This window comes from Collinsella aerofaciens, assembly GCF_015560135.1.
Taxonomy (GTDB): Bacteria; Actinomycetota; Coriobacteriia; order Coriobacteriales; family Coriobacteriaceae; genus Collinsella; species Collinsella aerofaciens_AN.
Genome location: NZ_JADMRH010000004.1, coordinates 91,137 through 115,580, shown reverse-complemented (window position 1 = coordinate 115,580; position 24,444 = coordinate 91,137). Strand labels below are relative to the sequence as shown.

The following is a 24,444-nucleotide window of genomic DNA, read 5'->3' as shown; positions in this document are numbered from 1 at the left end:
TTCAATTGGTGCGGCGTATAGGATTCCGCGCATCCGCTTCGCGGATCCGCACCGGCTTCGGCCGCCTGCCGGCGTCCTCGCCCGCGGGCTAAAAACGCTCCGCGTTTTCTTGACGCCCGCGCCTCGACCGAGGTTCGAATCCATGTGATGTCGCCATAAAAGAAAAGCCCCCGTTGCCGGAGGCTTTCAAGTTCAATTGGTGCGGCGTATAGGATTCGAACCTATGACGTTCTGATTCGTAGTCAGACCCTCTATCCAGCTGAGGTAACGCCGCAGCGCAAGACATATAAAACCACTTTAGTTCATTAGAGTCAAGCACAATCTCAAACTTTTTTCTCCAGGCAGATATTTGTCACGCTGCGCCGCGGGCACCAACGCTTCCCGTACGATCGATTGGCTTTTCAATCACATCGAACCCGGCGCCAAGCTCCCCCAAGAGCGACCGCACCCGCTGGGCACAATCGTAGTCGGCAAACGAGATGCTCAACATTCGAGCCACCTGGTTAGAAGTTCCAACGCCATAGAAGTGCTCAAGGGCAACAAGCCCCTCATACGCTACAAACGTCTCGACCACATGCGGCGACTCCTCATAGCACCATTGAGTCAATGGTCCCTCGCTCGTCTGCCGAACCACCAGGCCACCCATACCAGACGGCTCGCACGTTACCAGCAGGTACTCACCGCCTTCATCGCTCTCGAACATAACTACCCGCTCATCGAACAACTCCATTGCATCCCCTTTCTCTCGCTCTTATCTAGCAAAAGCATAGCAGGTAGATAGCTGTATACAGAACGTTTGTTCGTGTATTTTCTATTGAGCTGTCCGCACGACATGGTATGGGCCTGCGCACAAAATAGGGCGCCCCAGACAGGAGCGCCCCATCAAATCGCTTATGTAGCTTGCCTACGCGACCGGCTCGATCTTCTCGAGGCCGCCCATGTAGGGACGCAGAACCTCGGGGATCGTGATGGTGCCGTCGGCGTTCTGGTAGTTCTCCAGAATGGCGGCCATCGTGCGGCCAGCCGGCAGACCGGAGCCGTTGAGGGTATGCAGGTAGCGCGAACCCTTGAAGTTCTCGGGGTCGCGATACTTGATATTGGCGCGGCGAGCCTGGAAGTCGCCGCAGTTGGAGCAGGAGCTGATCTCCTTGTAGGCGTTGTAGCTCGGCAGCCAAACCTCGACGTCGTAGGTCTGACGGGCAGAGAAGCCCAGATCGCCGGTGCACAGGCTAATCACGCGATACGGAAGGCCCAGCTGCTGCAGCAGGTACTCGGCCTCGGCGGTCATGCTCTCGAGCTCCTCGTCGGACTCCTCCGGCTTGGCGAACTTGACCATCTCGACCTTGTCGAACTCGTGCTGGCGGATGATGCCGCGGGTGTCGCGACCAGCGGAACCGGCTTCCTCACGGAAGCAAGGAGTGAAGGCGGTGTAGCGGCGCGGCAGGGTGTCGGCGTCCAGAACCTCACCGGCATGCAGGTTGGTGAGCACGACCTCGGCGGTGGGGATCAGGAAGTTGTCGCCCGAGACGTGATAGGCGTCGTCCTCGAACTTGGGGAGCTGACCCGTGCCAAACATGGTCTGACGCTTGACGACGATGGGCGGCCACCACTCCTTAAAGCCACGGCTGGTGTGCGTGTCCAGGAAGAAGTTGATGAGGGCGCGCTCCAGGCGAGCGCCGGCGCCACCGAGAACGGTGAAGCGGCTGCCGGAGAGCTTGTTGCCGCGCTCGAAATCGAGGATGTCGAGGTCGGTACCCAGATCCCAGTGCGGCTTAAAGTCGAAGTCGAACTCGCGCGGGGTGCCCCAGCGGCGACGCTCGATGTTCTCGTCCTCGTCCTTGCCGTACGGCGTGGCCTCGCAAGGGATGTTGGGCAGGTGAGCCATAAAGTCGTACTGCTCCTGCTCGAGAGCAGTGCGGCGCTCGGCCAGACCGTCAATCTTCTCGTTGACGGCGCGCACGGCCTCCTTGGCGGCCTCGGCCTCGTCCTTCTTGCCCTCCTTCATCAGGGCGCCGATCTTCTTGGACTCGGCGTTGCGCGTGGCCTGGAGCTCCTCGACCTCGGTGATGACGGCACGACGCTCGTCGTCGAGCTCAAAGAACTTCTCGCGATCCCAAGATGTCTGGCGGTTAGCCATGGCGACATCGATGGCATCGGGGTTCTCGCGAACAAACTTGATATCAAGCATTAGATCCTCCGGCGATATACATTCCATTTAGGTTGCAACCTTGTACATGTATGGGCAAGTATATACTTATGAGCGTTTACGACCCAACTCAACTACGCAAGAAGGCACCCAATGGACGCAGTTTTTTCCTTTTTGTTTGGCACCCGCACCGGTTTTGCCATCCTTTTCGCCGGCGGCATCCTGCTGTTTGCGATTCTTGCCTTTGTAATGGAGAAGCGCACCCATAAGATGTATGTCGACCGCGGCCCCAAGTCCGAGGACGAAGAAAACAGCTTCTGGGACTAACTCGCCAAAAAGGGACAGGTTTATTTTGGTCGGTTTTATCTGGGCAAACGCAAACGCCCCGCAACTGGAATTGAACCAGTTGCGGGGCGCTTTTCGCTAAAAGGAAAAAACAGCAGGAAAAACCTGCCAAAATAAACCTGTCCCTAAATAGCAGGTTTTACTGGAGGGTTGCGTCGATTGCCTTGACCAGGGCGCTGCGCATGCCGGCGTCCTCGAGCGCGACGACGCCCTTGATGGTGGCACCGCCGGGCGAGCACACGGCATCCTTCATCGCTGCGGGATGCTGACCGGTTGCGAGCTGCAGCTTTGCCGTACCCAGCACCATCTGGCTCACAATGCGATAGGCATCGGCGCGCGGGATACCGTGCTTGACGGCCGCATCACCCAGGGCCTCGATAGCCATGGCGACAAATGCCGGGGCGCAACCGCCCACGGTGCCGCCCACAAACAGCAGACTCGAATCGAGCTCGACCACCGTGCCGAGCTTTCCGAGCAGGCCGAGTACCGTGTCGCGCTGTTCATCGCTAAGCGTAGAAGCCTTCTCGCAGGCAATGACGCCCTCGCCCACCGATACCGGCGTGTTGGGTACCGTAGAGATGTGAGCGATGCCCGGCAGGACCTGCTCCCACTTGGCGCTATCCCAGGTCCAAGCGACTGAAAGTACGACCTTGTCGGCAAGCACGTCCTTCAGCGGAGCGAAAACCTTCTCGATCATGTACGGCTTGACAGCAGCAACCACGATATCGGATGCGGCGACAACCTCTGCCGCATCATGGCAGGCGGCCATCCCACGCGCCTCGCAGCGCTCAACCAGCGCGTCGTAGCGACCCGCACAGGCGCACATATCGCTCGCAGCTACACCGGCAGCGATCCAGCCATCAGCCATCGCGCTCGCCATATTGCCAAAGCCGACAAATCCAATCTTCATATCACATAGTCCTTTCAGACACATTCTTCAAAACGAAAGGTATTGTCCCACGCCATTGTTTCGTATTGCCAACCTATTTGTGATACGGCTCGCCACGACTGATCTTGCAGGCACGGTAAATCTGCTCTAGCAGCACCACACGCGCCAGGTTATGCGGCAAGGTAATGCGTCCAAAGCTGAGCATCTCGTCGGCGCGGGCGCGCACCTCATCACTCACGCCGTCCGAACCGCCGATTACAAAGGCAATGTCGCTACTGCCTCGCAGCATAAGATCGTCGAGCCTCGCCGAGAGCTCCTCACTCGAACGCTCCTTGCCCTCAATGGCCAGCAAGATCACATGCGCTCGAGACGGCAAGGCAGCAAGAATCGCCGCCCCCTCCTTGTCACGCGCAGCATCCACGCCGCCCGCCTTAGCCGGGTCGATATCGGCCACCTCGCGGATATCAACCTTGGCATAGGCACCCAGGCGCTTGGTGTACTCAGCGCACGCGTCCTTCCAAAAGCGCTCCTTGAGCTTACCAACACAAACGACGGTGTATTTCACGCGCGCCTACTCCTTCGAATCGTTTTGAACTTTGCCGGCGGCCAGCATCTGCTCGAACATCGAGGCCGACTGCGAAAAGTCGCTCGGCAGCACGACCGTCGAGTTTTTGCCCGTACGTGCGAACTCCGTCATCATCTCGGACCACTGCGTAAACATAAACAGCTGGTTGGCCTCGTCGTTACCGACGCCCGTCTCCTGGATAATCTCGAGCGAATCCTTGATGCCCAGCGCGATGGCCTTGCGCTGGTTGGCGATGCCTTCGCCTGCCTTTTCCATCGCCTCGGCCTCGGCGGTCGCCTCGGTGACGCGCTTGATGCGGTCGGCCTCGGCGAGCTCCTGCGCGGCAGCGCGCTTGCGCTGGGCGGCGTTGATGTCGTTCATGGAGTTCTCAACCTCGGTCGGCAGTGCGATTTTGGTGATGAGCGTCGACACGAGGGTGAAGCCGTAGGCGGCCATCTGCTCGGAAACGGTAGCGTTGACATCCTTGGCGATGTCATCCTTCTTGGCAAAGACCTCATCGAGTGTGTAGACGGGGATGGAGGAGCGCAGAGCATCGGTGATGAAGTCGCGCATCTGGTCGACGGGCTCCTGCAGCATGTAGTAGCTCTTGTAGATGCCCGAATCTGCCGGGCCGGCGCCCATGTCGTAGCTCACGTGGTACTGAGCGGAGACCTCAAGACCGATGGTCACGTTATCCTGGGTCTTAACGTCGATGCCAAAACCGTTTTTCATGGTGCGCAGGCTCACCGTGGCAGCCTTGCGGTCGATTACGGGCACCTTCAGGTGGAAACCCGCGTTGACGATACGGTTGAACTTGCCCAGGCGCTCGATAATCACGGCATGTTGCTGCTCGACGACATAGCAGGCGTTGGGAAGCAGCAGCAACAGAATGATGATGGGGATCAAAAGACTGGTAAGGGCGGCGATGATACCGGAAAACAGCATGGTTTCTCCTCTGATAGGCACACGTTGGCATTAGGATACCCGTCCGAGGCAACCGCGCATAACAAAAAAGCTCCCATTGCTGGGAGCTCTTTCATTTAATGGTGCGGGCGAAAGGACGTCCGCGCATCCGCTTCGCGGATCCGCACCGGCTTCGGCCGCCTGCCGGCGTCCTCGCCAGCTCGCTAAAAACGCTCCGCGTTTTCTTTACGCTCGCTCCTTCGCAGGTTCAAGTCCCTGCGATGGGCCCATAACAAAAAAGCTCCCATTGCTGGGAGCTCTTTCATTTAATGGTGCGGGCGAAAGGACTTGAACCTTCATGGGGTTGCCCCCATACGGACCTGAACCGTACGCGTCTGCCAATTCCGCCACGCCCGCGTGCAGGAATTAGAATAACGGAGCGCCACCGCGAACGCAAGGACTATTTTTGAAAAAGTTTGCAGGCATTTTCCCAAGCGGCTTGCGCGATTGCTTCGGCATCCTCGCCGGTGCGGTCGACACGGTCGTTGGCCAGCGAGTTTGCCGTAATAGAAATCATCGCGGGCTCGCACTCAAGACCGCGGATCGGTTCCGGCGCCATATAAGGGCAATCCGTCTCGAACAAAATTCGATCGAGCGGGGTTGCCGCGAATGCCTCGCGCACGTCGTCGTTGCGCTTAAAGGTCGCCGCGCCGCCATAGGCAATGTAGCAACCCAAGTCCACGAAGCGCTCCATCGTGGCGCGGTCCTCACCAAAGCAATGCAACACACAGCCCGCCTGAGGCACGCCCACCTCGCGCAGCACGTTGTACGCATCCATGTGCGAGGTACGTTCGCGGTCCGTGTCCTCGTGACGCAAATGCAGCTCCACCGGCACGTTGCGATGCACCGCGACCTCGAGTTGGCGCGCCATGCAGTCAATCTGCACGCCGTGGGGCGCCGGCGCGACATCGTCGTCGTAATCCATGTGGTAGTCCAGGCCGATCTCACCGATACCGACGCATAAGGGGTCATCAAGTGCGGCCACAATCTGGGCATGAATATCCTCGGTATAGTCCGGCGCACCGTACGGATGCACGCCGGCAAGATACTCGATCTGCGGAATATCCTGCATTGGCAAAATCTCGCGCGTCAGCCAGTCGCTATAGTCCGCCACGCTGCGCTTGTCGGCAATGGGATCGAAGACCGTCACCAACAGGTCAATGCCCGCGGCCTTGGCACGCACGAGCGTCTGGGGCACCTCCTTGCCCCAAAATGAAAGCAGGTGCGCATGTGTATCGGCAAGTGGCGCCAGCGGTATCGGGCAAGCAACCGTTTTCTTTTTCTTGGTAAACGTCACGCGTTCGGCATTAGGCGTCATGGGAAAGCTCCTGGGCCAGACGGACAAAGTCGGTGACGTCAAGCGTCTCGGCGCGCGTGGTGGGTGCGATACCGCAAGCCTCAAAGGCAGCATCGAGTACGTCCTTGGCAAAACCGTTGGCACCCATGGAATTGCGGATGGTTTTGCGGCGCTGGGCAAATGCAGCATCGATCACACGGGCCACAAACTCGCGATCGAGGCCCTCGGGCACCACGCCGTCGACACGATCGATACGCACGACGGCCGAGTCCACATGCGGCGCTGGCATAAAGCAGCGCGGCGGCACCTCAAAGCGACCCGTCACCTGCGCATACAGGCCGAGCTTTGCCGTGTAGCCACCATAGGTCTTGTTGCCGGGAGTCGCGGCAATACGGTCGGCGACTTCTTTTTGCACCATAACCACGGCGCGTTTGAGCGCGGGCATCGTCTGGAAGAACTGCAGAATGATCGTCGCCGCAACGTTATAGGGCAGATTCGCGACAAACACCGTAGGCTCGCCACCGGCAGCCTGCTCAATCTGCTCCGGCGTCACCTTGAGCGCATCGCCCATGATAAAGCGGAAGTTGGCATAGTCGGCAGCGTGGGCATCGAGCACCGGCTCGAGCTCGGGATCAGCCTCGATCGACGTGACGCACGCAGCCTCCTGCAGCAGGGCCAGCGTCAGCGTGCCGCAACCCGGGCCGACCTCGAGCACGCGCTCATCGCCTGCAAGCTCAGCGAGTTCGCAAATGCGCTCAATCACATGGTTGTCGATCAAGAAGTTCTGGCCCAGGCGATGCTTGGTCGCAAGGCCAAACTCTTCCAGCAGCTCCCTGGTTGCCGTGGGGCTTGCCAAAGGCGAAGTTGTCATGGTTGCCTCCTTAACATGGTGGCTGCATCGTAAAGCAAAAGGGCATGGACCGTTGCGGCCATGCCCTTACCGTGAAATAGCAAATTGCCGATATGGCACTCGCGCGATCTTTACGCCAGGCGCGGGAACAGCGGATCGCCCTTCTCGACGGGCTGACCACCAGCGAGCAGGCCCCAAGCACAGATACCCTTAAGGTCGTCGCTCGTGGCCTCGTCCTCGCAGGACAGGCGGCGCAGGGCCTCGGCAGAAGTCTGAGGCATGAGCGGCATCAGCAGGTGGGCGGCAATGCGGATAGCCTCGAGCAGGTTGTAGATCACAAATGCCAGCTCGTCAGCCTTGGTCTCGTCCTTGGCAAGCGCCCAGGGCTCGGAATCCTCGATGTAGTGGTTGGCGGCGTGGATGAGCTCCATGACCTCATCCTTGGCTCCACCGTAATCGAGCACGTCCATCTTGGCCATGTAGCGCTCGACCAGGCCGTCGGCGATCTTTGCCAGCGGGTTGTCGAACGCATCGAACGATGCGGGCTTGGCGGGCGCGCAACCGTCAAAATACTTGCCGCTCATGTTGAGCGAACGCGAGATGAGGTTGCCCCAGCTGTTGGCCAGGTCGGCGTTGTAGACCTGCTCCATGCGGTCGAAGCTGATGGCACCGTCGGTGCCGGGGACGACGTCGGTCATAAAGTAGTAGCGATAGCCCTCGACGCCCAGCATGTCGATAACGTCCTGCGGAGCGATGGCGTTGCCGCGGCTCTTGGACATCTTCTCGGCCTTGCCGGTCTCGGCATTGCGCACGGTCAGGAAGCCGTGGGCAAAGACGTGCTCGGGCAGGGCCTCGCCGATGGCCATGAGCATGGCGGGCCAAATGACGCAGTGGAAGCGGATGATGTCCTTACCCACGATGTGGAACTGCGCGGGCCAGCGATAGGCCAGCTCGGCACGCGCCTCGTCGGTGTCGACACCGTAGCCGACGGCCGTCATATAGTTGAGCAGCGCATCGAACCACACGTAGGTCACGTGACCCTCGTCAAACGGGACCTGAATGCCCCAGTCAAAGCTCGTACGGCTCACGGAAAGGTCGTTAAGGCCGCCCTCGACAAAGCTGCGAACCTCGTTCATGCGGAACGCAGGCTCGACAAAGTCGGGATGCTCGTCATAGAGCTTAAGCAGCTTGTCCTGGAAGGCGGAAAGCTTAAAGAAGTAGGACTCCTCCTGCACGCGCTCAAGCGGACGGTGGCAGTCGGGGCACAGGTGCTGGCCGACGCTGCCGTACTCCTCGTCGCCCTTCTGGACCTGCGTATCGGTGAAGTAGGTCTCGTCAGGCACGCAATACCAGCCGTCGTAGCTACCCTTATACAGGTAGCCGGACTCCTTCATGCGCTCCCACAGGTACTGCACGGCATGATGCTGGCGCGGCTCGGTGGTGCGAATGAAATCATCATTGGAAATCTCGAGCTTGCTCCAAAGCTCCTTGAAGTGCGGAGCCTGGCTATCGGTCCACTCCTGCGGCGTCATGTTGTGCTTGGCTGCGGCCTCGGCGACCTTCTCGCCGTGCTCGTCCATGCCGGTCAGGAATTTGACGTTATAGCCGGCGGAACGGCGATAGCGAGCCTGAACGTCGGCGATGATGGTGGAATAAGCCGTGCCCAGGTGCGGATCGGCGTTGACGTAGTAGATGGGCGTCGTGATAAAGAACGAAGGCTTGCTTTGATCCATGGGGTTTGTCCTCCAGAAAAACGTTGCATACAGAGGATGATTCTAGCGCAAGGGCTGGATATCCTCCATCTATTGCATATCGAGCACCATGGCATAGACATCGCGCTTGCGGCGCGAATACTTCTGAGACAGGCGCTTGGCCACCGCAGAGGCGGGCTCCCCCTCCTCGAGCGCGGCGCGGATATCCGCGCGCAGGGCCTCGTCGGGATCCGCTGCCGCGGCGCCAACCGGCACGATACCGGCCTCCTCACCCTCGCTCGGCGGCGCGATGACCAGCGCAATCTCGCCCTTTACCTCGCCGCGAGCACGCAGCTCCTCGGCAAGCTGGGCAGCGGGCCCGCGCAAGACCTCCTCGTGCAGCTTGGTGAGTTCGCGGCAGACGGCAACCTCACGTTGGGGAAAGACCTCCGCCACGGCCTCGAGCGTCGCCACAATGCGATGTGGAGACTCGTAGAAGATGAGCGCGCCGGGCACCACGGCAAGGCGCTGCAAACGGCGCGCGCGGTCGCCGTGCTTTCGACCCAAAAAGCCCTCGAAGAAAAAATGCTCGCAGGGAATGCCGGACGAAACGAGCGCCGTGACGCAAGCAGAGGGCCCGGGAATAACTTCGACGGGCACATCGGCCTCACGCGCCGCCTCGACCAGCGCCTGGCCGGGATCGGACACGCTCGGCATGCCGGCGTCCGAGGCAAAGGCGAGGGTCTCCCCCGCCAGCAGACGGTCGACCAGGCCGGCGGCGCGGCTGGCGATCACATTCTCGTCGCAACGGACAAGCGGCTTGGAAATGCCCAGGTGCATCAGCAGCTTTGACGTCACACGCGTGTCTTCGCAGCAGATGACATCGGCAGCGGCAAAGGCCTCGCCAACGCGCGGGGACAGGTCGCCCAGGTTGCCGATGGGCGTGCCGACCACATAGAGTTTGCCCGTATGGGCGCTGTTCTGCGTCATATCAACCTATTCAATCATGCCGCGCTCGAGCGTACCGAGCGCCGCGCGGGCGTCCCATGCTGCAATGCGCTTCTCGGTCTTCCACGTTTGGAAGAACCAACCGGCAGCCGGTGCAAACGAAGCCAGCTGATTGGCGATAAACACGCGCTCGTAGGCATTGCGGCCCTCGGGCGTAACCGACGAGTTGGCAAAGATCGCCGCGCCCGACCATTCGCCCACCAGCACGGGGAACCCAGTCGAAATCGCTTCTTTGAGCTCGCGCTTGTTGCGCGAAATCGCCGTCGTCAGCCCGCGGGGGCTCGTGATATCGAGCGCATACTCGTCACGGTAATGGTACAGGTGAAGGTCCATGTAGACGTTCTTGTACTTAGCGCCGCGCATAAAATGCTTCCACTCGCTGGGATGCCCCGAAGACGAGAAGACGACGATCTTATCCTCGGGCATATACGAACGGACGAGCTCGTAGGCATCGCGGTAGAAATTGCGCAGGTAGTGAGCAGGAATGCCATCCGTCATGGTGAAGAGGCTCTTGCGGACGCTCATCTGCGGCGTGTCCAGCAGCTCAATGCCCAGCAGGCTCTCGGCCTCGCCGTAGCGATCGGCCAGGCGCTCGAGCACGTCGAGCGCGACATGACGGCCGTTGGTGGACGAATGCCACTCGGCGACAGCCTCCGGCGTGGCGGGCGAATCGTTGGAATCGCCCTGGCCACCGGGCACAGTTGCCAGATCAAGCAGCACGCGGATGTCGTACTTGGCAGCCCACTCAATTGCACGGTCGATGTAGTCGACAACCGAGATGTAGGACGCATCGGACTCCTGCGAACCAAAGGCATACCAGGGCACCGGCAGACGCACGGCATTGAGACCGATCTGCGCCATGCGGCGAAAATCGTCCTCGCTCACAAACGTCTCGTAATGACGGCGCATGCGCTCGTTATAGGCGGCGGTGCCCATGGCCTCCTGCAGCTCGGCCGCGTTGGATGCACCGGTCGCCGCGTATAGCGACGGGGTCACCCAAGGCTCGGGAATAAACCAGCCAGAGAGATTAACGCCGAGTATCCTCTCCATCACTGCCCCCTTCGGATCGTGCAGGTCGAACCTGCATCGTATTGCATAGGAAAAGTATCGTTTTGAGTATACCCGCGCGTGCGGACAGACGACCGAACGGTCTGTAAAGTGGCGCAAAAGCGGAAGGAATGTCTGGGCGGGCCCGAGATGGCGCGCCGAGATTTGCACGCACGTCGGAAGTACGCGCCGGAAAGCGCATCCCGTTCTGAGCGCGGGATCTGGGACGCAGTTTCCGCCAAAGACCGCAAAAGGAAAGCACATCCCATTCTGACGCCGGATTCCGGGTCGCGCTTTCCCAAGCGGCCTCAAAGCGGAAAACGCATCCCACTCTGAAGCCAAATTCCGAGACGCAATTTCCGCAGAGCCCTCGATAAAAGAAAAGGACCCCTTTGCAGAGGTCCTAGTCAATTCAAGGTGGCGGGGAAGGGAATCGAACCCCTGACACGAGGATTTTCAGTCCTCTGCTCTACCAACTGAGCTACCCAGCCATTTGAGGTGTGCCTTGTTTCAAGGCTTGATTAGTATAACCAAGGACGCGTTCCGGTCAACCGAGAATTTTAAAAAAGTTTTTGGGCACAGCCTCGGTTCTATAAATCGGCACGTCAGAGGCATCAGCCGGCAGCAAGAAGTTTTTCACTCAGAGCCGCACGGGCAAACTCACTTGGCGTCATCCCCTCGGCAGCCGCCCGTCGACGAATGGCCTCCTTCATTCCCAGAGGAATCTTGACCGACAGCGTTGCCGTCCCCTCACCTGAGAGCGGGGGCCGTCCATGCACGATTCCACCAACGGTGTGTTCGCCATCCGGAAACTCTCCGCGCTCGTACGACTCGCACCACGCGTCAATCATTTCATCCGTTACAACCTGACCATTAGCGGCCGTATACGTCTTGCCCATCATCGACCCCTCTGCCGAGCTCGCTCAATCTCTTGCCAGAATTTCTTCTGAACCGGAGACAGGGCATGAATAATGAGCCATCCACGAATTAGTTCGACCGCAACAAGTTCCACACTTCGACCATCTGGAAGCCATCCAATGGCAAGCCATCTCGGCGGCTCGTCCTCCGACTCGCGGCGAATGCACTCAGTAACCGCGAACCAGGCACCTAGTACCTGCTTTTCCGTCAGGTGCTTTTTAGCGTTGGGATGGATCTCAACATCCATGCATCTTCTCCTCCATCTTACCCAATTTCGTATGACGAAAGTCCGCTGTCGCCAATCTCTTACGCCGGCACTTGTTGGAGGGCGGGAGGTGTAGCGAGGATTGAAGGGCGTTCCAATACCGCCCAGGCGCCGGGGCAGGAGCACATACACCAGGGACATACGTTTTCGTAGCGCGCGAGGATATTGCCGCGTGCATCGATGAAGGCGATGTCGATGGGATAGGCCATAAAACACGTATGGACCGAAGAGCAGCGTGGAAACGCCATGACGAGCGGCAGGCCGTTGGCGGCAACCGGACGCCGTCCCAGCATGCCGCGCAGGCGCACGGCAAACGACTCCGCCACCACAAACTCGGCCGGCGTCCAACCCAGCCTGTTGAGTGCCCGCGCGTAAGCGATGTAGGACGAGACCGCGGTCACATGACCACCCCCGGACGCCACGGATCGACCGTCACCGCGCGCTCGTGCGACAACGTTGTCGGCGCCCCCAGCGGAACGCCAGCGATGCTGAGAGAAGTCGGCCACGGCTCATAGTGCATGGTGCAGGTGTAGGTCCTAAACGTACCGGATAGGGAGAGCAGGCCACCATCCGATGCCTCCGCGCCTTGCTCGCTCGACACTTCGATCTGCAAGTCATAGCCTTCCATGGCATTCAGAATTTGAGTCTGAACCGTCGCCGAGGCATCGGCAGAGCTCTCGTCACCCTCCCCGCCCGGCGCCACAGCGTGCGCCAGCACGATGTCGGGCACCACGCGGTCGAAGCGCGCGACAGCGCTGGCAAAGATCATGACGTTGTACACGATGAGTGCCAGCACCAGCAAAACGGGCGTAACCACTGCCATCTCAACCGTCGCTTGGGCGCGCTCCTCGCGCAGACGCATGCGGATACTCATTACGACCCACCGCCCAGAGCGCCAACCAGCGTGGCGACATCGACGGTGAGCGGGATGGAGCCACCGCCGGGCAGAGGAATCTCCGCAAGTGTGAACACCGTACCGCTAATGGTGCGTTCGACTTGATATTCCAACGCCTCGCAAAGCGCCTTGGGATCGGTCACGCCCAACGGAATACTTCGCAGTTTGTCTTGCGTTTGAGAGAGACCCGCAATGTCAGACCCCGGACTCTTAATGACGTTGGCGGAATCGGTCAGCACCGGCTTTCGCAGGCGCAAGTCGCACGGTTCCAAACCTAGCGCCGCCACGGACGCCGAAACGGTATCGCCGAGCCACGATGCAATGGAGCCCAACGCACCGCCGCCCCCTCCTAGGTCTTTAATCATCTCGTCCATAAGTTCGTCGGCCGAACCTTGGATGTCTCCGTATCCCACGAGTAGCCGTCCCCAAACATCCATGACGCCGTCGAGCACGCCGGCAACGCCGCCCGAGCGTTCCTTCAATGTCGAGAAAAATCGCGAAAGCACGTTGTTTTGCGCCGTCGCCTCATCGGGGGCCAGCACCGCGGCAGAGATAGCACCGCGATCGCCAAGCCTGACTGCCGCGTTAAACGAGGAGTTAAGTTGATCGGGGCTGGTAATGTCACCCGAAACTGCAAAGGCGACCACGCCGTTACGGCCAGGTGGGGCGATACGCGGGCGCTCGCCGGAAAGCGCTTTAATGGCCTGGTCAAACGCATTGCCCGCACGGTCGGCCTCATCCTCGGTCTGACGCTCAAGTTCGAGTTCTTTGTTGCGGCATTCGACGTAGTCTTCCAGAGCCTCTTTGAATCGATCAAAGTGGTACTCAAAGCCGTTTTCGATAGAAGTCGAAGGAGCCGCAACGGCACCGAGCGACGAAACACCAAAATGGCATCTATTGCATTTGTCCTGCCCGTCATAAGCAGCAACCGAGGCCAGCCCGCATGGCGCCCCCTTCTTATAGTTGGGGCAACTCGTTCCGTAATGCAGATACGTCTTGCCATCGATGGCACTGGTTGGCCACACCGTATCGGTATAGAGTTCCGTCGCTCGCACCTCGTCAGTGTTGCGCGGCAACAGCGGGATATAGGAAGCGACTTCATCTCCGTCCTCGGTTACATATGCACGATTGACCTCTGTACTCGCATAGGTGTAAAACGCCTTGCGCGCCGCCGACTCCGCCTTCGTCTCGACGCTTGAACCATGCGGTTTTTCGTCTGCCAGGCGTTGACGGTAGTAGGTCTTCGCGCGGTCGAGCGCCACCTGTGGCTCCCACGAAATGCTCGAGGCATAATGCGGGTTCTGCTCACCCGAGAGCTTTGCCAAACTCCTCGCACGTTCCCACATGCATGAACAGCTACCGACCGAAGCCGGAACCGATCCACCACAATCCGCCAGCCAAGCGCGCTCTTTAGCCTTCGCCGTGTCCTCAGAAGCCTTCCGCAGCTCCTCGGCCGCACGCTCTAAATCATCTGATGTGTCTTTAATGGTATCGGTCGAGATCTCTGACCCTTTGAGCGCAGCGAAGTCCGATTCGGATGTCCTGGGCACGGCAAGCGCCGTACCGGTATAGGCCACACTATCGGTATCCTGCGCCGACACCGCCTGCGTGGCACGCGCGGCGATCAGATATGGCAGAGCCGTCTCGATTTTCTGTAAGCCTTCCGATGCGCTTTTGGCAAACTTGTTGCGCGTTTTAATGATCTCAATCCCGGTGTCGACCATATTGCCGGCAACTGGTTCGGCACCTGGGATGAGGATGGCGACCAGGCCCGTCCCGATTGTGGCAAACCCCGCCAGCCCCAGACTCAAGATGCTCGCATCAACCACCGTGGCAGCCGTGTGATAGGACGACACTACGTTGGCACCCGCCAGCGCGCCGCTATCGGCCGCCACCTGGGTATCCCCGGCACGCGACATGCTCCATATCGCCGCGGTCGACGAAAACAACAACGTGAGCACCACTAGGATGACCACGGCAGAAGAAAGCGTGGTGTAGGCACCGTCTTCGATAAACAGATCGACACCGGCGCGGCCCATAAAGCCGCCTCGTTTGCGATGGCAGCTCGGACGGCGCGTCAAAACGCATCTAGACCAGAAACGCTTAATCCCATGCAGCAATCCACGAATCATAATCTCCCTCCAGCCATTCGGGACGCGATTGATACGAGACATCGACCTTGAGCTCAACGTAGCCGCCCTCGGCGGTACCACCCATAGCCTGCGCAAACGCACCGATCACAGGCAACGGCTTGACCTCGCCGGAAACGGACACGGACGAGACGCCACCCGCACCGGCCCGGCCAAGCTCGATATCCCACGACAACGGCCCGCCGGCATGAAAGATCGAAACGTTGGGCACTGCGGCAAGCCGGCGGCGGGTGAACTCCTTAAGATCGTCGTCCTCCGCCGTCGTCGTGGTCATGAGCCGCGCGGTCTCGGCGGCGGCAGACTCCATGACCGCGCGCGTATAAAGCAGGCACACCGGTTGCAGTGCGAGAAGGATGAGCGTCAGAAACGTCGGCAGCAAAAAAGCGGCCTCGACCGTAGACTGCGCCCGGTCCTCGCGCGCGGCATCAATACAACGCGATGTCCTTAGCGGCCGCAGCGGCGTCGATAACCGACGTCGAGGCAACGCTATGGGATGCCGCCCGCTCAACCAGCGCCGCCAAGCGCCCATCGGTGCCGGCACGCCAAAGTCCCGCGATCGCCAGCACGATCGATAACAGCGCCACCGTGACAATGGCGTATTCGACCGTCGCCTGGGCAGATTCCTCACGCAGGACATCATGCATTTCACGATCCCTCCTTTGAGCTCATTGTTTGCGGGGCCAGACGCACGGCGCGCAGACGACACGAAGCATCGCCAGCATCCGCGGCAACCGTCACCATATCGACCCAGCCGCGCCCATCGCGCACGATGGCGCCCCATACGTTGCCCTTAATATCGAGATAGCCGCTCAGGGCGAGCTGGGCCGTTGGCACCTCGCGGTAGGCGCGTAACATATCCGCCGCTGCCTCGGTCATCGGTCGGTCCTCGGACCATGCAAGCCGGACCGCAATCGCGTTGTCCTCAGGCGAATCCGTCGCAGTGCCAGACCGCTTGTCGAGCGTCCGCAGAAAGGTTTGCGCCGTGACAGCGACATCCGAATCGTCCGCATCTCGCATCTCATCTTTTTGGGACGCCACCGCCGAATCTGAGCCCGAATCGAAGGCGGCCCCAGGACGCTGCTGCCGCGCGGCGTTAAGCCCCCAAAGCACCGCCGCTATCGCCACGGTCAGGCAAGCAAACACCAGCAGCACCCCGATGGGGCGCTCGCCCTCTACAGGCTGTTGATGCCCTCGCTGATAGCGTTCCATAGATCTTGGACCTTGCCTTTAAATGCAACGATGGCAATAATCGCGATCACCACAAGCACGCCCACCAAAATGGCGTACTCGGTGGTACCCTGCGCGCTCTCCTCCCGCAACAGCTCCTTGGCATGCTGGCGAGCGCGGATCGCCCGGCAAAAAGCCCAGTTCCAAGCCTTGTCAGCAACTTCGACCATCGTGTTCATGTATTCCTCCCTACATCATCCCGCCTGCTCCCAGCAGCGGGCCCAATATGGACAGAAGCAACGCCGGCAAGATGAGCGTGCCGGTGGGAATCAGCAGCTTGACGGGCGCACGCTCAATCTCGCGCTCGACCGCGGCGCGATGAGCCGCACGGATCTCGCGACTTTGAGCGGCCAGTGTCTCGGCAAGTGGGGCACCCAGGGCGAGCGCCTGCCCCACCGTGATGGCAAAGGTCTCGAGCGCTCGCACGTCCAGGTCGCGCGCGGCGGCCAATAACTCGTCCTCACGCGTGCCCACGCCCACCTGCCACGCCATGCAGGCCCGCTCAAGGCGAAGAGCCAACACTGACCGGCGGTTGGCGCAGAAAATCTCAAGCGCCGCATCAAACGAAAGGCCGGCCGAAAGACCCAAGCGCACAACATCGATCATCTCGGACACTTCGCCGAGCGACACTCGCGCCGGGCCGCCCGCTCCAACCGCGCCCTTCATTCGCGCGGTCAGAGCATCGACCACCGAGCGACCCGCGGCAGCGACCAGCACCGCCTCGCGCTTGCAGGCCTCTGCGATCTTGCGTGCATCCGCCCGATCCAAACCCGTCGCGACAAATACACTCAGAGCGCACAGGCAAGCCGCAACTGCAACCGGGGCGCTCATAGCTCCACCCGCATAATGCGCCGGATAACCACCAGGGCAACGGCGTTGAGGGCAAGACCCAGCACCACAGTGCCCGCGCCGGCAGGCGTCGCAAGACCGCGACGAAAATCTGCCGAAAGCAGCGCCAACACCGCGCACATGCCCGTCGGCATCGCCGCGACCATATGCGCAGACATGCGGGCCTGCGACGTCTTAACATCTAGGCGGCGCTTGAGCTCAATGCGCTCCCCCACCATGCTCGACGCCTCGGACAGTAAGTCGGCAAGCGGAGCGCCGGTACGCTGAGACACCTTAAGCGCCAAAGTCACAAGCGAAAGACCGGGGGCGTCGATGCGCACGAGCAGGTCATCGAGCGCGTCGGTCGCCGAGATGCCGCAATCGATCGCCGCCGCCACCCGCAAAAACTCGGTATGCACCGGCTCTTGCGCATGAGCGCCCACAAAGCGCATGCCCTGGGCCAGCGAATGTCCCGAGGCAAGCGACATGGAAAGTGCGGTAAACGCCTCGGGCATGGCCTCTTCTGTATCGTGTTGCTCGCGCCGGCTCTCAAAGCCATCCCGAGCGGCGCCAACGGCAATCGGAGCAACAAGTCCCAAGGCAAATCCGAGGGGCGATAACGACACCATCGTTAGTAAAACGCAGCAGACACCGCTCGATAGCAGCAGAAACGCCAAACGCCCCGAAGCATCTTCAATCACGAGGCCAAAGCGATGCGCCGGAGCCAGCGATGCCCACGAACGGGCGATCTTTTTCAGCAGATCGTTTTCCACCAGCTCACGCGGCAGCTTCTCTGCCACCGTCTCGAGCGCCTGACGCGCCAGCTCCGCCGGCGGCACCTGCGGCACACGAGGTTCCGCCCCGCACGCCGTCGCAACAGAAAACCCTGCCAAACCCCCTACGACGAGGGGCACAGCGACCTCCATTCGTCCACCTCCTCTTGTGTGAGCGTCCCCGACCGCAGGCCTTCTGCGATAAACGGCGGCTCGCGGTCAAGCGTCCAGGTGCGCTCGGCGGCATCGAAAGTCACATAGCGCTCGAGTTCTACGCCGCCCGACGCGGCGCGACGCACCCCCGAATACGAGGAGACGAAACGCCTGCCATCGGCGTGGCGCTCGGACATCACGATGCCGTCGAGCGCCATGGCAATCTGCTCCTCGATGAGCTCGCTCGGCAGATCGATGCCATAACGTGCAAGCAACGTCAGACGCACCACGGTCTCCTGTTCTGAACCCGCATGAAGTGTGGTGAGCGACCCATCGTGGCCCGTGTTCATGGCCTGCAACATGTCGCAGCACTCGGCACCGCGCACCTCGCCCACCACGATGCGGTCGGGGCGCATGCGCAGGGCATTGGTCACCAGGTCGCGGATCGTCACCGCGCCCTCGCCCTCAATTGAAGCCTCGCGCGCCTCTAGGCGCACCACGTGCGGATGATGCGCAAACTTGAGCTCGGCAGAGTCCTCGATCGTCACGATGCGCTCGCCGGTGGAAATCTCGCATGACAACGCGTTGAGCAGGGTGGTCTTACCAGATCCCGTGCCTCCCGCAACCGCCAGGTCCTGTCGCAGCGACACCGCGCACGACAGCAGCTGCGCATACCAAAGCGGCAGCGACCCCAGCCCCACAAGCTCGTCCAGCGAGCAGATACGGTCCGAGAACTTTCGGATGGTGAGAATCGGTCCGTCAATCGCCACAGGCGGAATCACCGCGTTGACGCGATAGCCCGTTTTGAGGCGGGCGTTGACGATGGGGCTGCGCTCGTCGATACGGCGGCCAAGTGGCGAGATGATGCGGTCGATAAGCACACGGATCTGTTCATCATCCTCAAACGCATGCTCGATGGGGTGCAAGACGCCGCCGCGTTCAAAGAAAGCCGAGCGGCAGCCGTTGATCATGATCTCGGTAACGGTGTCGTCCTCGATGAGCGGCTGCAACGGCCCCAGGCCCACCACGTCATCCAAAATCTCGTCGATGATGGTCTCGCGCTCGGTCGTCGCGAGATCGGTCGGTTCCTCAACATTGAGCGCCGCCTCCACCGCGGGACGCAATTCCGAGCGGGCAAGTGCCGGGTCGATATAGGCGCTGATACGCGCCACTTCGTCGTAACCCATGCGGTCCATCACGGCGCGCTTGGTGCGTCGTTTCACCGCGCGGCGACGCCCCGCATCTACAGGCGCTGCCCCCGCTGCAGCGCCGGCAGCCTTAATCCTCGTTTGCAGGCTCATCGCTGATCACCCTCGCGCGACCAGGGAAGGCGGATACGCGGGCGTTCGGTGCGCGTTGCACGGTCGGCGACCATATCGCTCCAAGGGCCGACGGTGCACCCCAGTTCCACGAGCATCTCGCGCGTGGCCTCGCGCACGCTGGTCGCAAAAGCGCTGGTCTGCCCCACTGCCTCATCAGCGCGCCCAAACGCCATGAGCGCGGCGAGATCCTGCCCGCCATCGGCGATACGAATCTTGGAGCTCAACGCACAGGCAATCTCAAAGCGCATGGCGACGTCCTCGTCTGCCCCGCGCGCACCGAACCGGTTGAACACGGCGCTCATGCGCGTGCGCGGCACACCTACTCGACTTGCCAGTTCAATGACGCGCGACGCCGATGTCGCGGACGACACCGCAGCATCGCCAACGACCAGGCAACGGTCGCTCGCCGCCACCGCAGCCGCCACGGCGTCGCCCCAAAAGACCGAGGTATCGATAAAGACCACGTCGGATTCGCGACGCAAAACATCAAGCAGTAGCTCCACCGGACGTGCCATGAGCTCGGCTTGCTCGGGCGCCGCAACGGGACCCCAGAGCGTAACGCCTGGCGCCACGCGCATCGATGTGGCTACGATATCCGGCTCGGTGAGCGCGCCCGCCGCCGCCGGCTCGATAAGTGCCGCCATATCGCGCGGAGCATCGACGCCTAACAAGTCGTAAAGGTTTCCAAACATCAGGTCCAGGTCGAGCACGGCGGCACGCAAGCCCAACAGCGACGATGTGTGTGCCATGGTGGCAACGATCGTCGACTTGCCGCAACCGCCCGAACCCGAAATGGCGCAGATGACCGGAGCTCGATGCTGCGGAGCGGCAGCGTCTGCCGGCGGCATCGGAGGCGGCGGGGCGGGCGTCGGCGACAGCGTCCCCGTCTCCCCCGCCGCAACCATACGCTGCGTCCAAGCCGGCATGGCAGCTTGTTCGGTCTGCGAGGCAGGCTCGTTCTGTGCAATCTGCTCATGCTGCATCAGCGACAACTCGCCGCACCCGGCAAAGCCCTCAACTTCGTCGAGTTCATCCGCCAGATTCACGCCGTGCACGTATCCCATATCTACAGCCGGGGAGTCGCCAGCATGCTGCGCCGGCTCTCCAGCGTCATCGTATACAAGGGGGTTCCGGGGGCGCCGACCATGCTCGGCTTCCGCTTTTCCATAATCATCAACACGCGGGCCTCTTGTAGCGCGAGGCGCCCCGGGTTCCCTATCAACAAAAGCATCGGGCTCAATCGTCATGCACCGATCGGAATCAACCGCTCCCTCGCCCGCGCGCCCGTTGCCGCATATACTGTGCGCAGCGATGACCTCGGTCGCCCCTGCGCGAAACAGCCCCTCGATATCCGATGGATCGAGTGCTTCTATCAACACGACCACGCGACTCACGCGGCCTTCGGCCGTCAGGCGCGCAACAGTCTTGCGCACATCTTCGGTATCAAACAGAGACGCCGCGATGATGGCAGCCCCGCGGCGCGACGGAAACGCCCGCGCCATGGAAACCAGCCCGTCCAGGTCACCCACGCGAAGCACCTGTGCACCCGTATCACGGCCCTCGACTTCCCGCTGCAACAGCCCGTAATCGCCGCACGCGCAGCACGCAAGCCAGATCGCCTTCATCACTCGTCGCCTCCGCTCTTTTTGCCGCGCGCCGTGGAGGGAATCGTCAAGCTGACCGTTCCCTTGCCCGATGCCCCCAGCAGTTCCTTGACGTCTTCGGGGTCAGCCGCCAGCGTCACCCATTCGATCTTGTCCTCGCGCGTGGCACCGGAATCTTCACTGGTATCGATCACGTACGCGCCGCACAACCGATCGGTTACGCCGTCTTTTTGCACATACACATCCACGTAGCTGCCCACGCCCGTAGCACCGCCGACCGAGTGCTCGGCATCGACCGCCACCGAAACGGCGACCTTGCCCTTAGGCACCTCGAGCTTGTGACTCTCGGCCTTGGTGTAGACATTGCAGATCACGGCGTTTTTGGGAATACGCGAAGTCGTCACGTCGCCGCGTACCTGGCGCAGCTCGGTCACCGCGTCACGTGGCAGCAGGCTCGTCAGCCATTCCTGGGTTATGACATTAGTCTCATCGAGGGTCTCGCCCACATCGATATCGCGCGCCGCGACGCATACCTCGACGCGATCGCCACCGTACTTGGCCAAGGTCTCAGCCTGGACCTGTTCGGCTTGCGAGCGGATCGACGAGCCGTAAACCATGCAGAGCAGAGCAGCGAGCACGCCCGCGACCAGACTGATGGCGATGCGCTTGCTCTTGTTCACGGCCGCTCCTCTCATGGCAGTGCCGGGCGAATGCCCGTACCACCATTGTCTGAGCGGTCAGAGTGCAAAGCGGCGCAATCGCGATCTTGGTTTTCGATGTCAAACCAATCGCTGACCAAAAGCTGACCAGCCCGTCAATCTCGTGGCAAGGTTTTGGTCAGCACGTCAGCAAACTGCATGTTTCGAGACTTTTCCGCAGCAAAAAAGCCGTCTCCCGAACAGTTGGGAGACGGCTGTCATAGGAAAAATCAATTACAGATGGACATCGGGATCGAGCATTTGAGCGCTCACGCGCATGGATGACGCCAGGTTTTGGAACGTTTCCAGACGCAGGCTGTCAATCTGCCCGGCGTCCTCGGCCTCGCGAACGGCGCAACCCGGCTCATGGGTATGTGTACAATCGCCAAACCGGCACGCGCGCGATGCCTCGACAATCTCGGGGAAGGCGCGCGCCAGACCCCGCTCGTGACCCACGAGCGGTAGGCTGCGCAGGCCCGGGGCATCGGCGATCACGCCGGCGTCGCCCGGCAGCGCCACCATCACGCGCGCGACGGTAGTGTGACGGCCCTGGTCGTCGCGTTCGCGCACACCGCCGGTCGCCAACGTATCGTGGCCCAGCAGTGCATTGAGCAGCGTCGACTTGCCGGCACCCGACTCGCCCAGAATCATGGCGCAGCTCCCGGCGGGCACGCAGGCACGGACCTCGTCCAGGCCGCGGCCCTCGGCAGAGGACGTCACGATCACGCGCACGTCCGGACCCACCAGGCGGCGCACGCGGTCCAGATCGCGCTCGAGCTCCTCGGCATCGCAGCGGTCAGCTTTGGTAAGCACCACCACCGGCTCGGCATCGCAGTCGAGCGCCAACACCAGCGAGCGCGCCACGCGGTCGAGCAGCACCTCACCGGCACCGAGCGCCTGCACGATTAGCACGCTATCCACGTTGGAGCAGAGCACCTGGCGCTCTCCACGGGCACGGCCGCGCCAACGCTCAAAGCTCGTACGGCGCGGCAGCACGCACTCAATCACGCCCATATCGTGCCCGGGAGCGCGGCGCACCGCCACACGGTCGCCCACGGCAGGCAGCAGGACCTCGTCCTCGCCGCGCGACTTGGCAAACCCCACGGCATGCTCGGCGCGAAAGGTGTCGTCGGCAGTGGCCACCAGCGGAAACCCGCGATCCAGGCGAATAACGGCACCCAGCTGCATCTGCTCGGGCTCCTCGGCATGTGCGCAGAAATCATCAAAGGCAGTCTGCTGGGCTTCATCGACCGGCAGGTCATCAAACGCCGGAACATCCTGCAGCGCATCGAGCCCCGGCACGCTTGCCAGCAGCTCCTCGGCAGACGCGGGAGCTTCGGTCGCAAGCTTCCGACGACGATCGCGCTTAGCCCGCGCCCCCGTCGTCTTTTTCTTCGCCTTAGCCTTAGCCTTGCCCACAAACGCCTCCCAGCACAAAACCACACAACTGAGCAGGTATTTTAACGCATTGTTCCGTCCGACTTACCAAATGCTGCGGCGTACTCGTCATCATCCATCCAATCGATGATGTCGCCGGGCTTGCAATGAAGCGCCTCGCACATTGCTTGAAGTGTAGAAAAGCGGATCCCCTTGAGTCTTCCCGTTTTAATTCGAGACAGATTAACAGGCGATATTCCAATGATTTCGGCAAGTTCCTGCGACGAGATTTTACGGTCCGCCATCACGCGGTCAAGACGCATAACAATCGGCACCGTGCCACCCCCTAGAGAATCTCGTCTGCATCTTCCTGCAATACCCTACCGTATTCAAAGACCCCCGCCAACGCAAAGAAAACGAGTCCGTAAGAAAGCGATTGAAAATCAAACTCGGGAAACACGGGCTCAGCCGTTCCAAGAACATTGCTGTATGGTAATTGAATCGTCGGCCATATGATGCTGATGACGGCTTTTACCGACATCAGGAGGCCAGCCGCGACCAAAATCCTGGTCTGCCACTTACCAAAAGGACGACCCTCATGCCTGACTTTCGCCGTCAGAATCGTAAACAGGAGAAACGTTGCAGCGTCGCAAAGCGTGCTAACCATAAACAAGAGCAGAAATCCGCCGCTCACCGCAGAGATACCGTCGATGAGCAACAGGTTCGCAAGATGAACGAACAACACCACGCAACATAGCGCTTGAACCGCCAGGGCGATACAGAAGATTGTCAGAAAACTCGTCGTCAACCGCAGATGTATATCGCGATCTTTCATTTCTCCTCCTTTTTTCCTTATTTCCCTGCGTTCATTGTACTTTTCAATCCAACCGCTCTCGCTCAAAACCATTTACCAGCAAATCAATACCGTTCATTTTTAAAACTCTTTATTTAATGTTTTATATAAAGTAATTTACCTTTATAGAGTTTGGAGGACCCATGAGAAAGCAAGCCGTCCTTATCCTTATCTTATCGCTGTCCCTTTTCGCCCTCTTCTCGTCAGTACGAACCAATTCCGATCCAATCAATATCTCATTGCCCGAATTTCGATCGAAATTAAGCAGAGGCGAATCTTTTATCGTGCAAATTGAGCTGGAGGGCTGCCCGGCCTGTGAAGAGCTCCGTGCGGCAGAACGCTCGCTTTCGCCGAGTCTCAAGAACGACATCGAGATCCTCGTTGTCCCTAAGAGCCAAAAGGAGGTTGATAGGGAAACACTTAAGGCGCTTCTGCCGTCATTCGAGTTTTATCCTTCAATTTTTGCCATCTCTGAAGGAAAGATAGCGTCCGAGTTCGACCTTTCCACGCTTGATTCGTTTGAAATGCGTTTCACGGATTGGAGGCTGAATCTGAACAACACAGCAATGTCAAGCTAAAT

At 60.5% G+C, this 24,444-nt stretch carries 29 protein-coding genes and 3 tRNA genes; 2 read left to right on the top strand and 30 right to left on the bottom strand.

The window, feature by feature from the left end; translation table 11 throughout:
• Positions 1-197: 197 nt before the first annotated feature.
• The 3 genes from I2H19_RS03225 to serS all read right to left on the bottom strand — a co-directional run bounded on the left by I2H19_RS03225 (position 198) and on the right by serS (position 2,188).
• Positions 198-274, bottom strand: a tRNA-Arg gene (locus tag I2H19_RS03225).
• 78 nt (positions 275-352) lie between these two features.
• On the bottom strand, positions 353-730 hold the full coding sequence (locus I2H19_RS03220; protein ID WP_195621213.1) for a hypothetical protein: 378 nt from the start codon (positions 728-730) through the stop codon (positions 353-355).
• A 174-nt stretch (positions 731-904) separates the two neighbouring features.
• Entirely contained in the window at positions 905-2,188 is a 1,284-nt protein-coding gene (serS, locus tag I2H19_RS03215) for a serine--tRNA ligase (RefSeq protein WP_040359108.1), read from the bottom strand.
• A 111-nt stretch (positions 2,189-2,299) separates the two neighbouring features.
• Here serS and I2H19_RS03210 point away from each other — a divergent pair, with 111 nt between their 5' ends.
• Positions 2,300-2,473: a DUF6724 family protein gene (locus tag I2H19_RS03210; RefSeq protein WP_195621211.1), complete on the top strand. Its 174-nt coding sequence runs from the start codon at positions 2,300-2,302 to the stop codon at positions 2,471-2,473.
• A gap of 157 nt (positions 2,474-2,630) precedes the next feature.
• On the opposite strand, the gene proC is transcribed toward I2H19_RS03210, so the two are convergent.
• From proC to I2H19_RS03075, 27 genes are all read right to left on the bottom strand, one after another.
• Positions 2,631-3,401, bottom strand: coding sequence for a pyrroline-5-carboxylate reductase (proC, locus tag I2H19_RS03205; RefSeq protein WP_195621210.1), 771 nt, complete (start codon positions 3,399-3,401; stop codon positions 2,631-2,633).
• Between the two features lie 73 nt (positions 3,402-3,474).
• On the bottom strand, positions 3,475-3,945 hold the full coding sequence (gene rlmH, locus I2H19_RS03200) for a 23S rRNA (pseudouridine(1915)-N(3))-methyltransferase RlmH (protein WP_035136824.1): 471 nt from the start codon (positions 3,943-3,945) through the stop codon (positions 3,475-3,477).
• A gap of 6 nt (positions 3,946-3,951) precedes the next feature.
• Positions 3,952-4,890 carry an SPFH domain-containing protein gene (locus I2H19_RS03195; protein ID WP_195621209.1) on the bottom strand — a complete coding sequence of 313 codons (939 nt, stop codon included), beginning with the start codon at positions 4,888-4,890 and terminating at the stop codon, positions 3,952-3,954.
• Between the two features lie 288 nt (positions 4,891-5,178).
• Positions 5,179-5,265: transfer RNA gene (locus I2H19_RS03190), tRNA-Leu, on the bottom strand.
• 43 nt (positions 5,266-5,308) lie between these two features.
• Positions 5,309-6,226, bottom strand: coding sequence for a TatD family hydrolase (locus tag I2H19_RS03185; protein ID WP_195621208.1), 918 nt, complete (start codon positions 6,224-6,226; stop codon positions 5,309-5,311).
• Positions 6,216-7,076: a 16S rRNA (adenine(1518)-N(6)/adenine(1519)-N(6))-dimethyltransferase RsmA gene (gene rsmA / locus I2H19_RS03180; RefSeq protein ID WP_195621207.1), complete on the bottom strand. Its 861-nt coding sequence runs from the start codon at positions 7,074-7,076 to the stop codon at positions 6,216-6,218. The genes I2H19_RS03185 and rsmA overlap by 11 nt, the downstream gene beginning before the upstream one ends.
• 110 nt (positions 7,077-7,186) lie before the next feature.
• Positions 7,187-8,788 carry a methionine--tRNA ligase gene (gene metG / locus I2H19_RS03175; protein ID WP_195621204.1) on the bottom strand — a complete coding sequence of 534 codons (1,602 nt, stop codon included), beginning with the start codon at positions 8,786-8,788 and terminating at the stop codon, positions 7,187-7,189.
• 69 nt (positions 8,789-8,857) lie between these two features.
• Complete coding sequence (gene rsmI / locus I2H19_RS03170) at positions 8,858-9,736, bottom strand: 16S rRNA (cytidine(1402)-2'-O)-methyltransferase (RefSeq protein WP_195621202.1); 879 nt, start codon at positions 9,734-9,736, stop codon at positions 8,858-8,860.
• A 6-nt stretch (positions 9,737-9,742) separates the two neighbouring features.
• Positions 9,743-10,804 (bottom strand): glycoside hydrolase family 5 protein, encoded by a 1,062-nt coding sequence (locus I2H19_RS03165; RefSeq protein ID WP_161115712.1) that lies wholly within the window; start codon positions 10,802-10,804, stop codon positions 9,743-9,745.
• A gap of 415 nt (positions 10,805-11,219) precedes the next feature.
• A tRNA-Phe gene (locus I2H19_RS03160) sits at positions 11,220-11,292 on the bottom strand.
• Positions 11,293-11,415: 123 nt separating this feature from the next.
• Positions 11,416-11,700 carry an ATP-binding protein gene (locus I2H19_RS03155; RefSeq protein ID WP_035137167.1) on the bottom strand — a complete coding sequence of 95 codons (285 nt, stop codon included), beginning with the start codon at positions 11,698-11,700 and terminating at the stop codon, positions 11,416-11,418.
• Entirely contained in the window at positions 11,700-11,966 is a 267-nt protein-coding gene (locus tag I2H19_RS03150) for a hypothetical protein (protein WP_035136816.1), read from the bottom strand. Before I2H19_RS03150 ends, I2H19_RS03155 begins: the two co-directional genes overlap by 1 nt.
• Before the next feature lie 59 nt (positions 11,967-12,025).
• Positions 12,026-12,385, bottom strand: a complete 360-nt coding sequence (locus I2H19_RS03145) for a DUF192 domain-containing protein (protein ID WP_271745484.1) — start codon at positions 12,383-12,385, stop codon at positions 12,026-12,028.
• Entirely contained in the window at positions 12,382-12,858 is a 477-nt protein-coding gene (locus I2H19_RS03140) for a TadE/TadG family type IV pilus assembly protein (RefSeq protein WP_195363289.1), read from the bottom strand. The genes I2H19_RS03145 and I2H19_RS03140 overlap by 4 nt, the downstream gene beginning before the upstream one ends.
• Positions 12,858-14,918, bottom strand: coding sequence for a hypothetical protein (locus I2H19_RS03135; protein WP_195621256.1), 2,061 nt, complete (start codon positions 14,916-14,918; stop codon positions 12,858-12,860). Before I2H19_RS03135 ends, I2H19_RS03140 begins: the two co-directional genes overlap by 1 nt.
• A gap of 64 nt (positions 14,919-14,982) precedes the next feature.
• The gene (locus tag I2H19_RS03130) at positions 14,983-15,513 is read right to left on the bottom strand and encodes a TadE/TadG family type IV pilus assembly protein (protein ID WP_267489793.1); all 531 of its coding nucleotides are present in this window, start codon (positions 15,511-15,513) and stop codon (positions 14,983-14,985) included.
• Positions 15,455-15,673 carry a hypothetical protein gene (locus tag I2H19_RS03125; protein WP_195621201.1) on the bottom strand — a complete coding sequence of 73 codons (219 nt, stop codon included), beginning with the start codon at positions 15,671-15,673 and terminating at the stop codon, positions 15,455-15,457. The genes I2H19_RS03130 and I2H19_RS03125 overlap by 59 nt, the downstream gene beginning before the upstream one ends.
• Position 15,674: 1 nt before the next feature.
• A complete protein-coding gene (locus tag I2H19_RS03120) occupies positions 15,675-16,238 on the bottom strand; it encodes a hypothetical protein (protein ID WP_195621200.1) in 564 nt (187 codons plus the stop codon).
• Entirely contained in the window at positions 16,202-16,435 is a 234-nt protein-coding gene (locus tag I2H19_RS03115; RefSeq protein ID WP_118288839.1) for a Flp family type IVb pilin, read from the bottom strand. The genes I2H19_RS03120 and I2H19_RS03115 overlap by 37 nt, the downstream gene beginning before the upstream one ends.
• Before the next feature lie 10 nt (positions 16,436-16,445).
• Positions 16,446-17,087 carry a type II secretion system F family protein gene (locus tag I2H19_RS03110; RefSeq protein WP_195621199.1) on the bottom strand — a complete coding sequence of 214 codons (642 nt, stop codon included), beginning with the start codon at positions 17,085-17,087 and terminating at the stop codon, positions 16,446-16,448.
• Positions 17,084-18,010, bottom strand: coding sequence for a type II secretion system F family protein (locus tag I2H19_RS03105; RefSeq protein ID WP_195621198.1), 927 nt, complete (start codon positions 18,008-18,010; stop codon positions 17,084-17,086). Before I2H19_RS03105 ends, I2H19_RS03110 begins: the two co-directional genes overlap by 4 nt.
• On the bottom strand, positions 17,983-19,311 hold the full coding sequence (locus I2H19_RS03100; RefSeq protein ID WP_195621196.1) for a CpaF family protein: 1,329 nt from the start codon (positions 19,309-19,311) through the stop codon (positions 17,983-17,985). The genes I2H19_RS03105 and I2H19_RS03100 overlap by 28 nt, the downstream gene beginning before the upstream one ends.
• The gene (locus I2H19_RS03095) at positions 19,308-20,957 is read right to left on the bottom strand and encodes a nucleotide-binding protein (RefSeq protein ID WP_195621194.1); all 1,650 of its coding nucleotides are present in this window, start codon (positions 20,955-20,957) and stop codon (positions 19,308-19,310) included. The genes I2H19_RS03100 and I2H19_RS03095 overlap by 4 nt, the downstream gene beginning before the upstream one ends.
• Positions 20,957-21,616, bottom strand: coding sequence for a Flp pilus assembly protein CpaB (gene cpaB, locus I2H19_RS03090; protein ID WP_271745477.1), 660 nt, complete (start codon positions 21,614-21,616; stop codon positions 20,957-20,959). The genes I2H19_RS03095 and cpaB overlap by 1 nt, the downstream gene beginning before the upstream one ends.
• Positions 21,617-21,868: 252 nt before the next feature.
• Positions 21,869-22,822 carry a ribosome small subunit-dependent GTPase A gene (gene rsgA, locus I2H19_RS03085; RefSeq protein ID WP_195621251.1) on the bottom strand — a complete coding sequence of 318 codons (954 nt, stop codon included), beginning with the start codon at positions 22,820-22,822 and terminating at the stop codon, positions 21,869-21,871.
• Between the two features lie 272 nt (positions 22,823-23,094).
• On the bottom strand, positions 23,095-23,346 hold the full coding sequence (locus I2H19_RS03080) for a helix-turn-helix domain-containing protein (RefSeq protein ID WP_118266160.1): 252 nt from the start codon (positions 23,344-23,346) through the stop codon (positions 23,095-23,097).
• Between the two features lie 11 nt (positions 23,347-23,357).
• A complete protein-coding gene (locus I2H19_RS03075) occupies positions 23,358-23,846 on the bottom strand; it encodes a hypothetical protein (RefSeq protein ID WP_195621190.1) in 489 nt (162 codons plus the stop codon).
• A gap of 161 nt (positions 23,847-24,007) precedes the next feature.
• Here I2H19_RS03075 and I2H19_RS03070 point away from each other — a divergent pair, with 161 nt between their 5' ends.
• Positions 24,008-24,442, top strand: coding sequence for a hypothetical protein (locus I2H19_RS03070; RefSeq protein ID WP_195621189.1), 435 nt, complete (start codon positions 24,008-24,010; stop codon positions 24,440-24,442).
• The last annotated feature ends 2 nt before the right edge of the window (positions 24,443-24,444 follow it).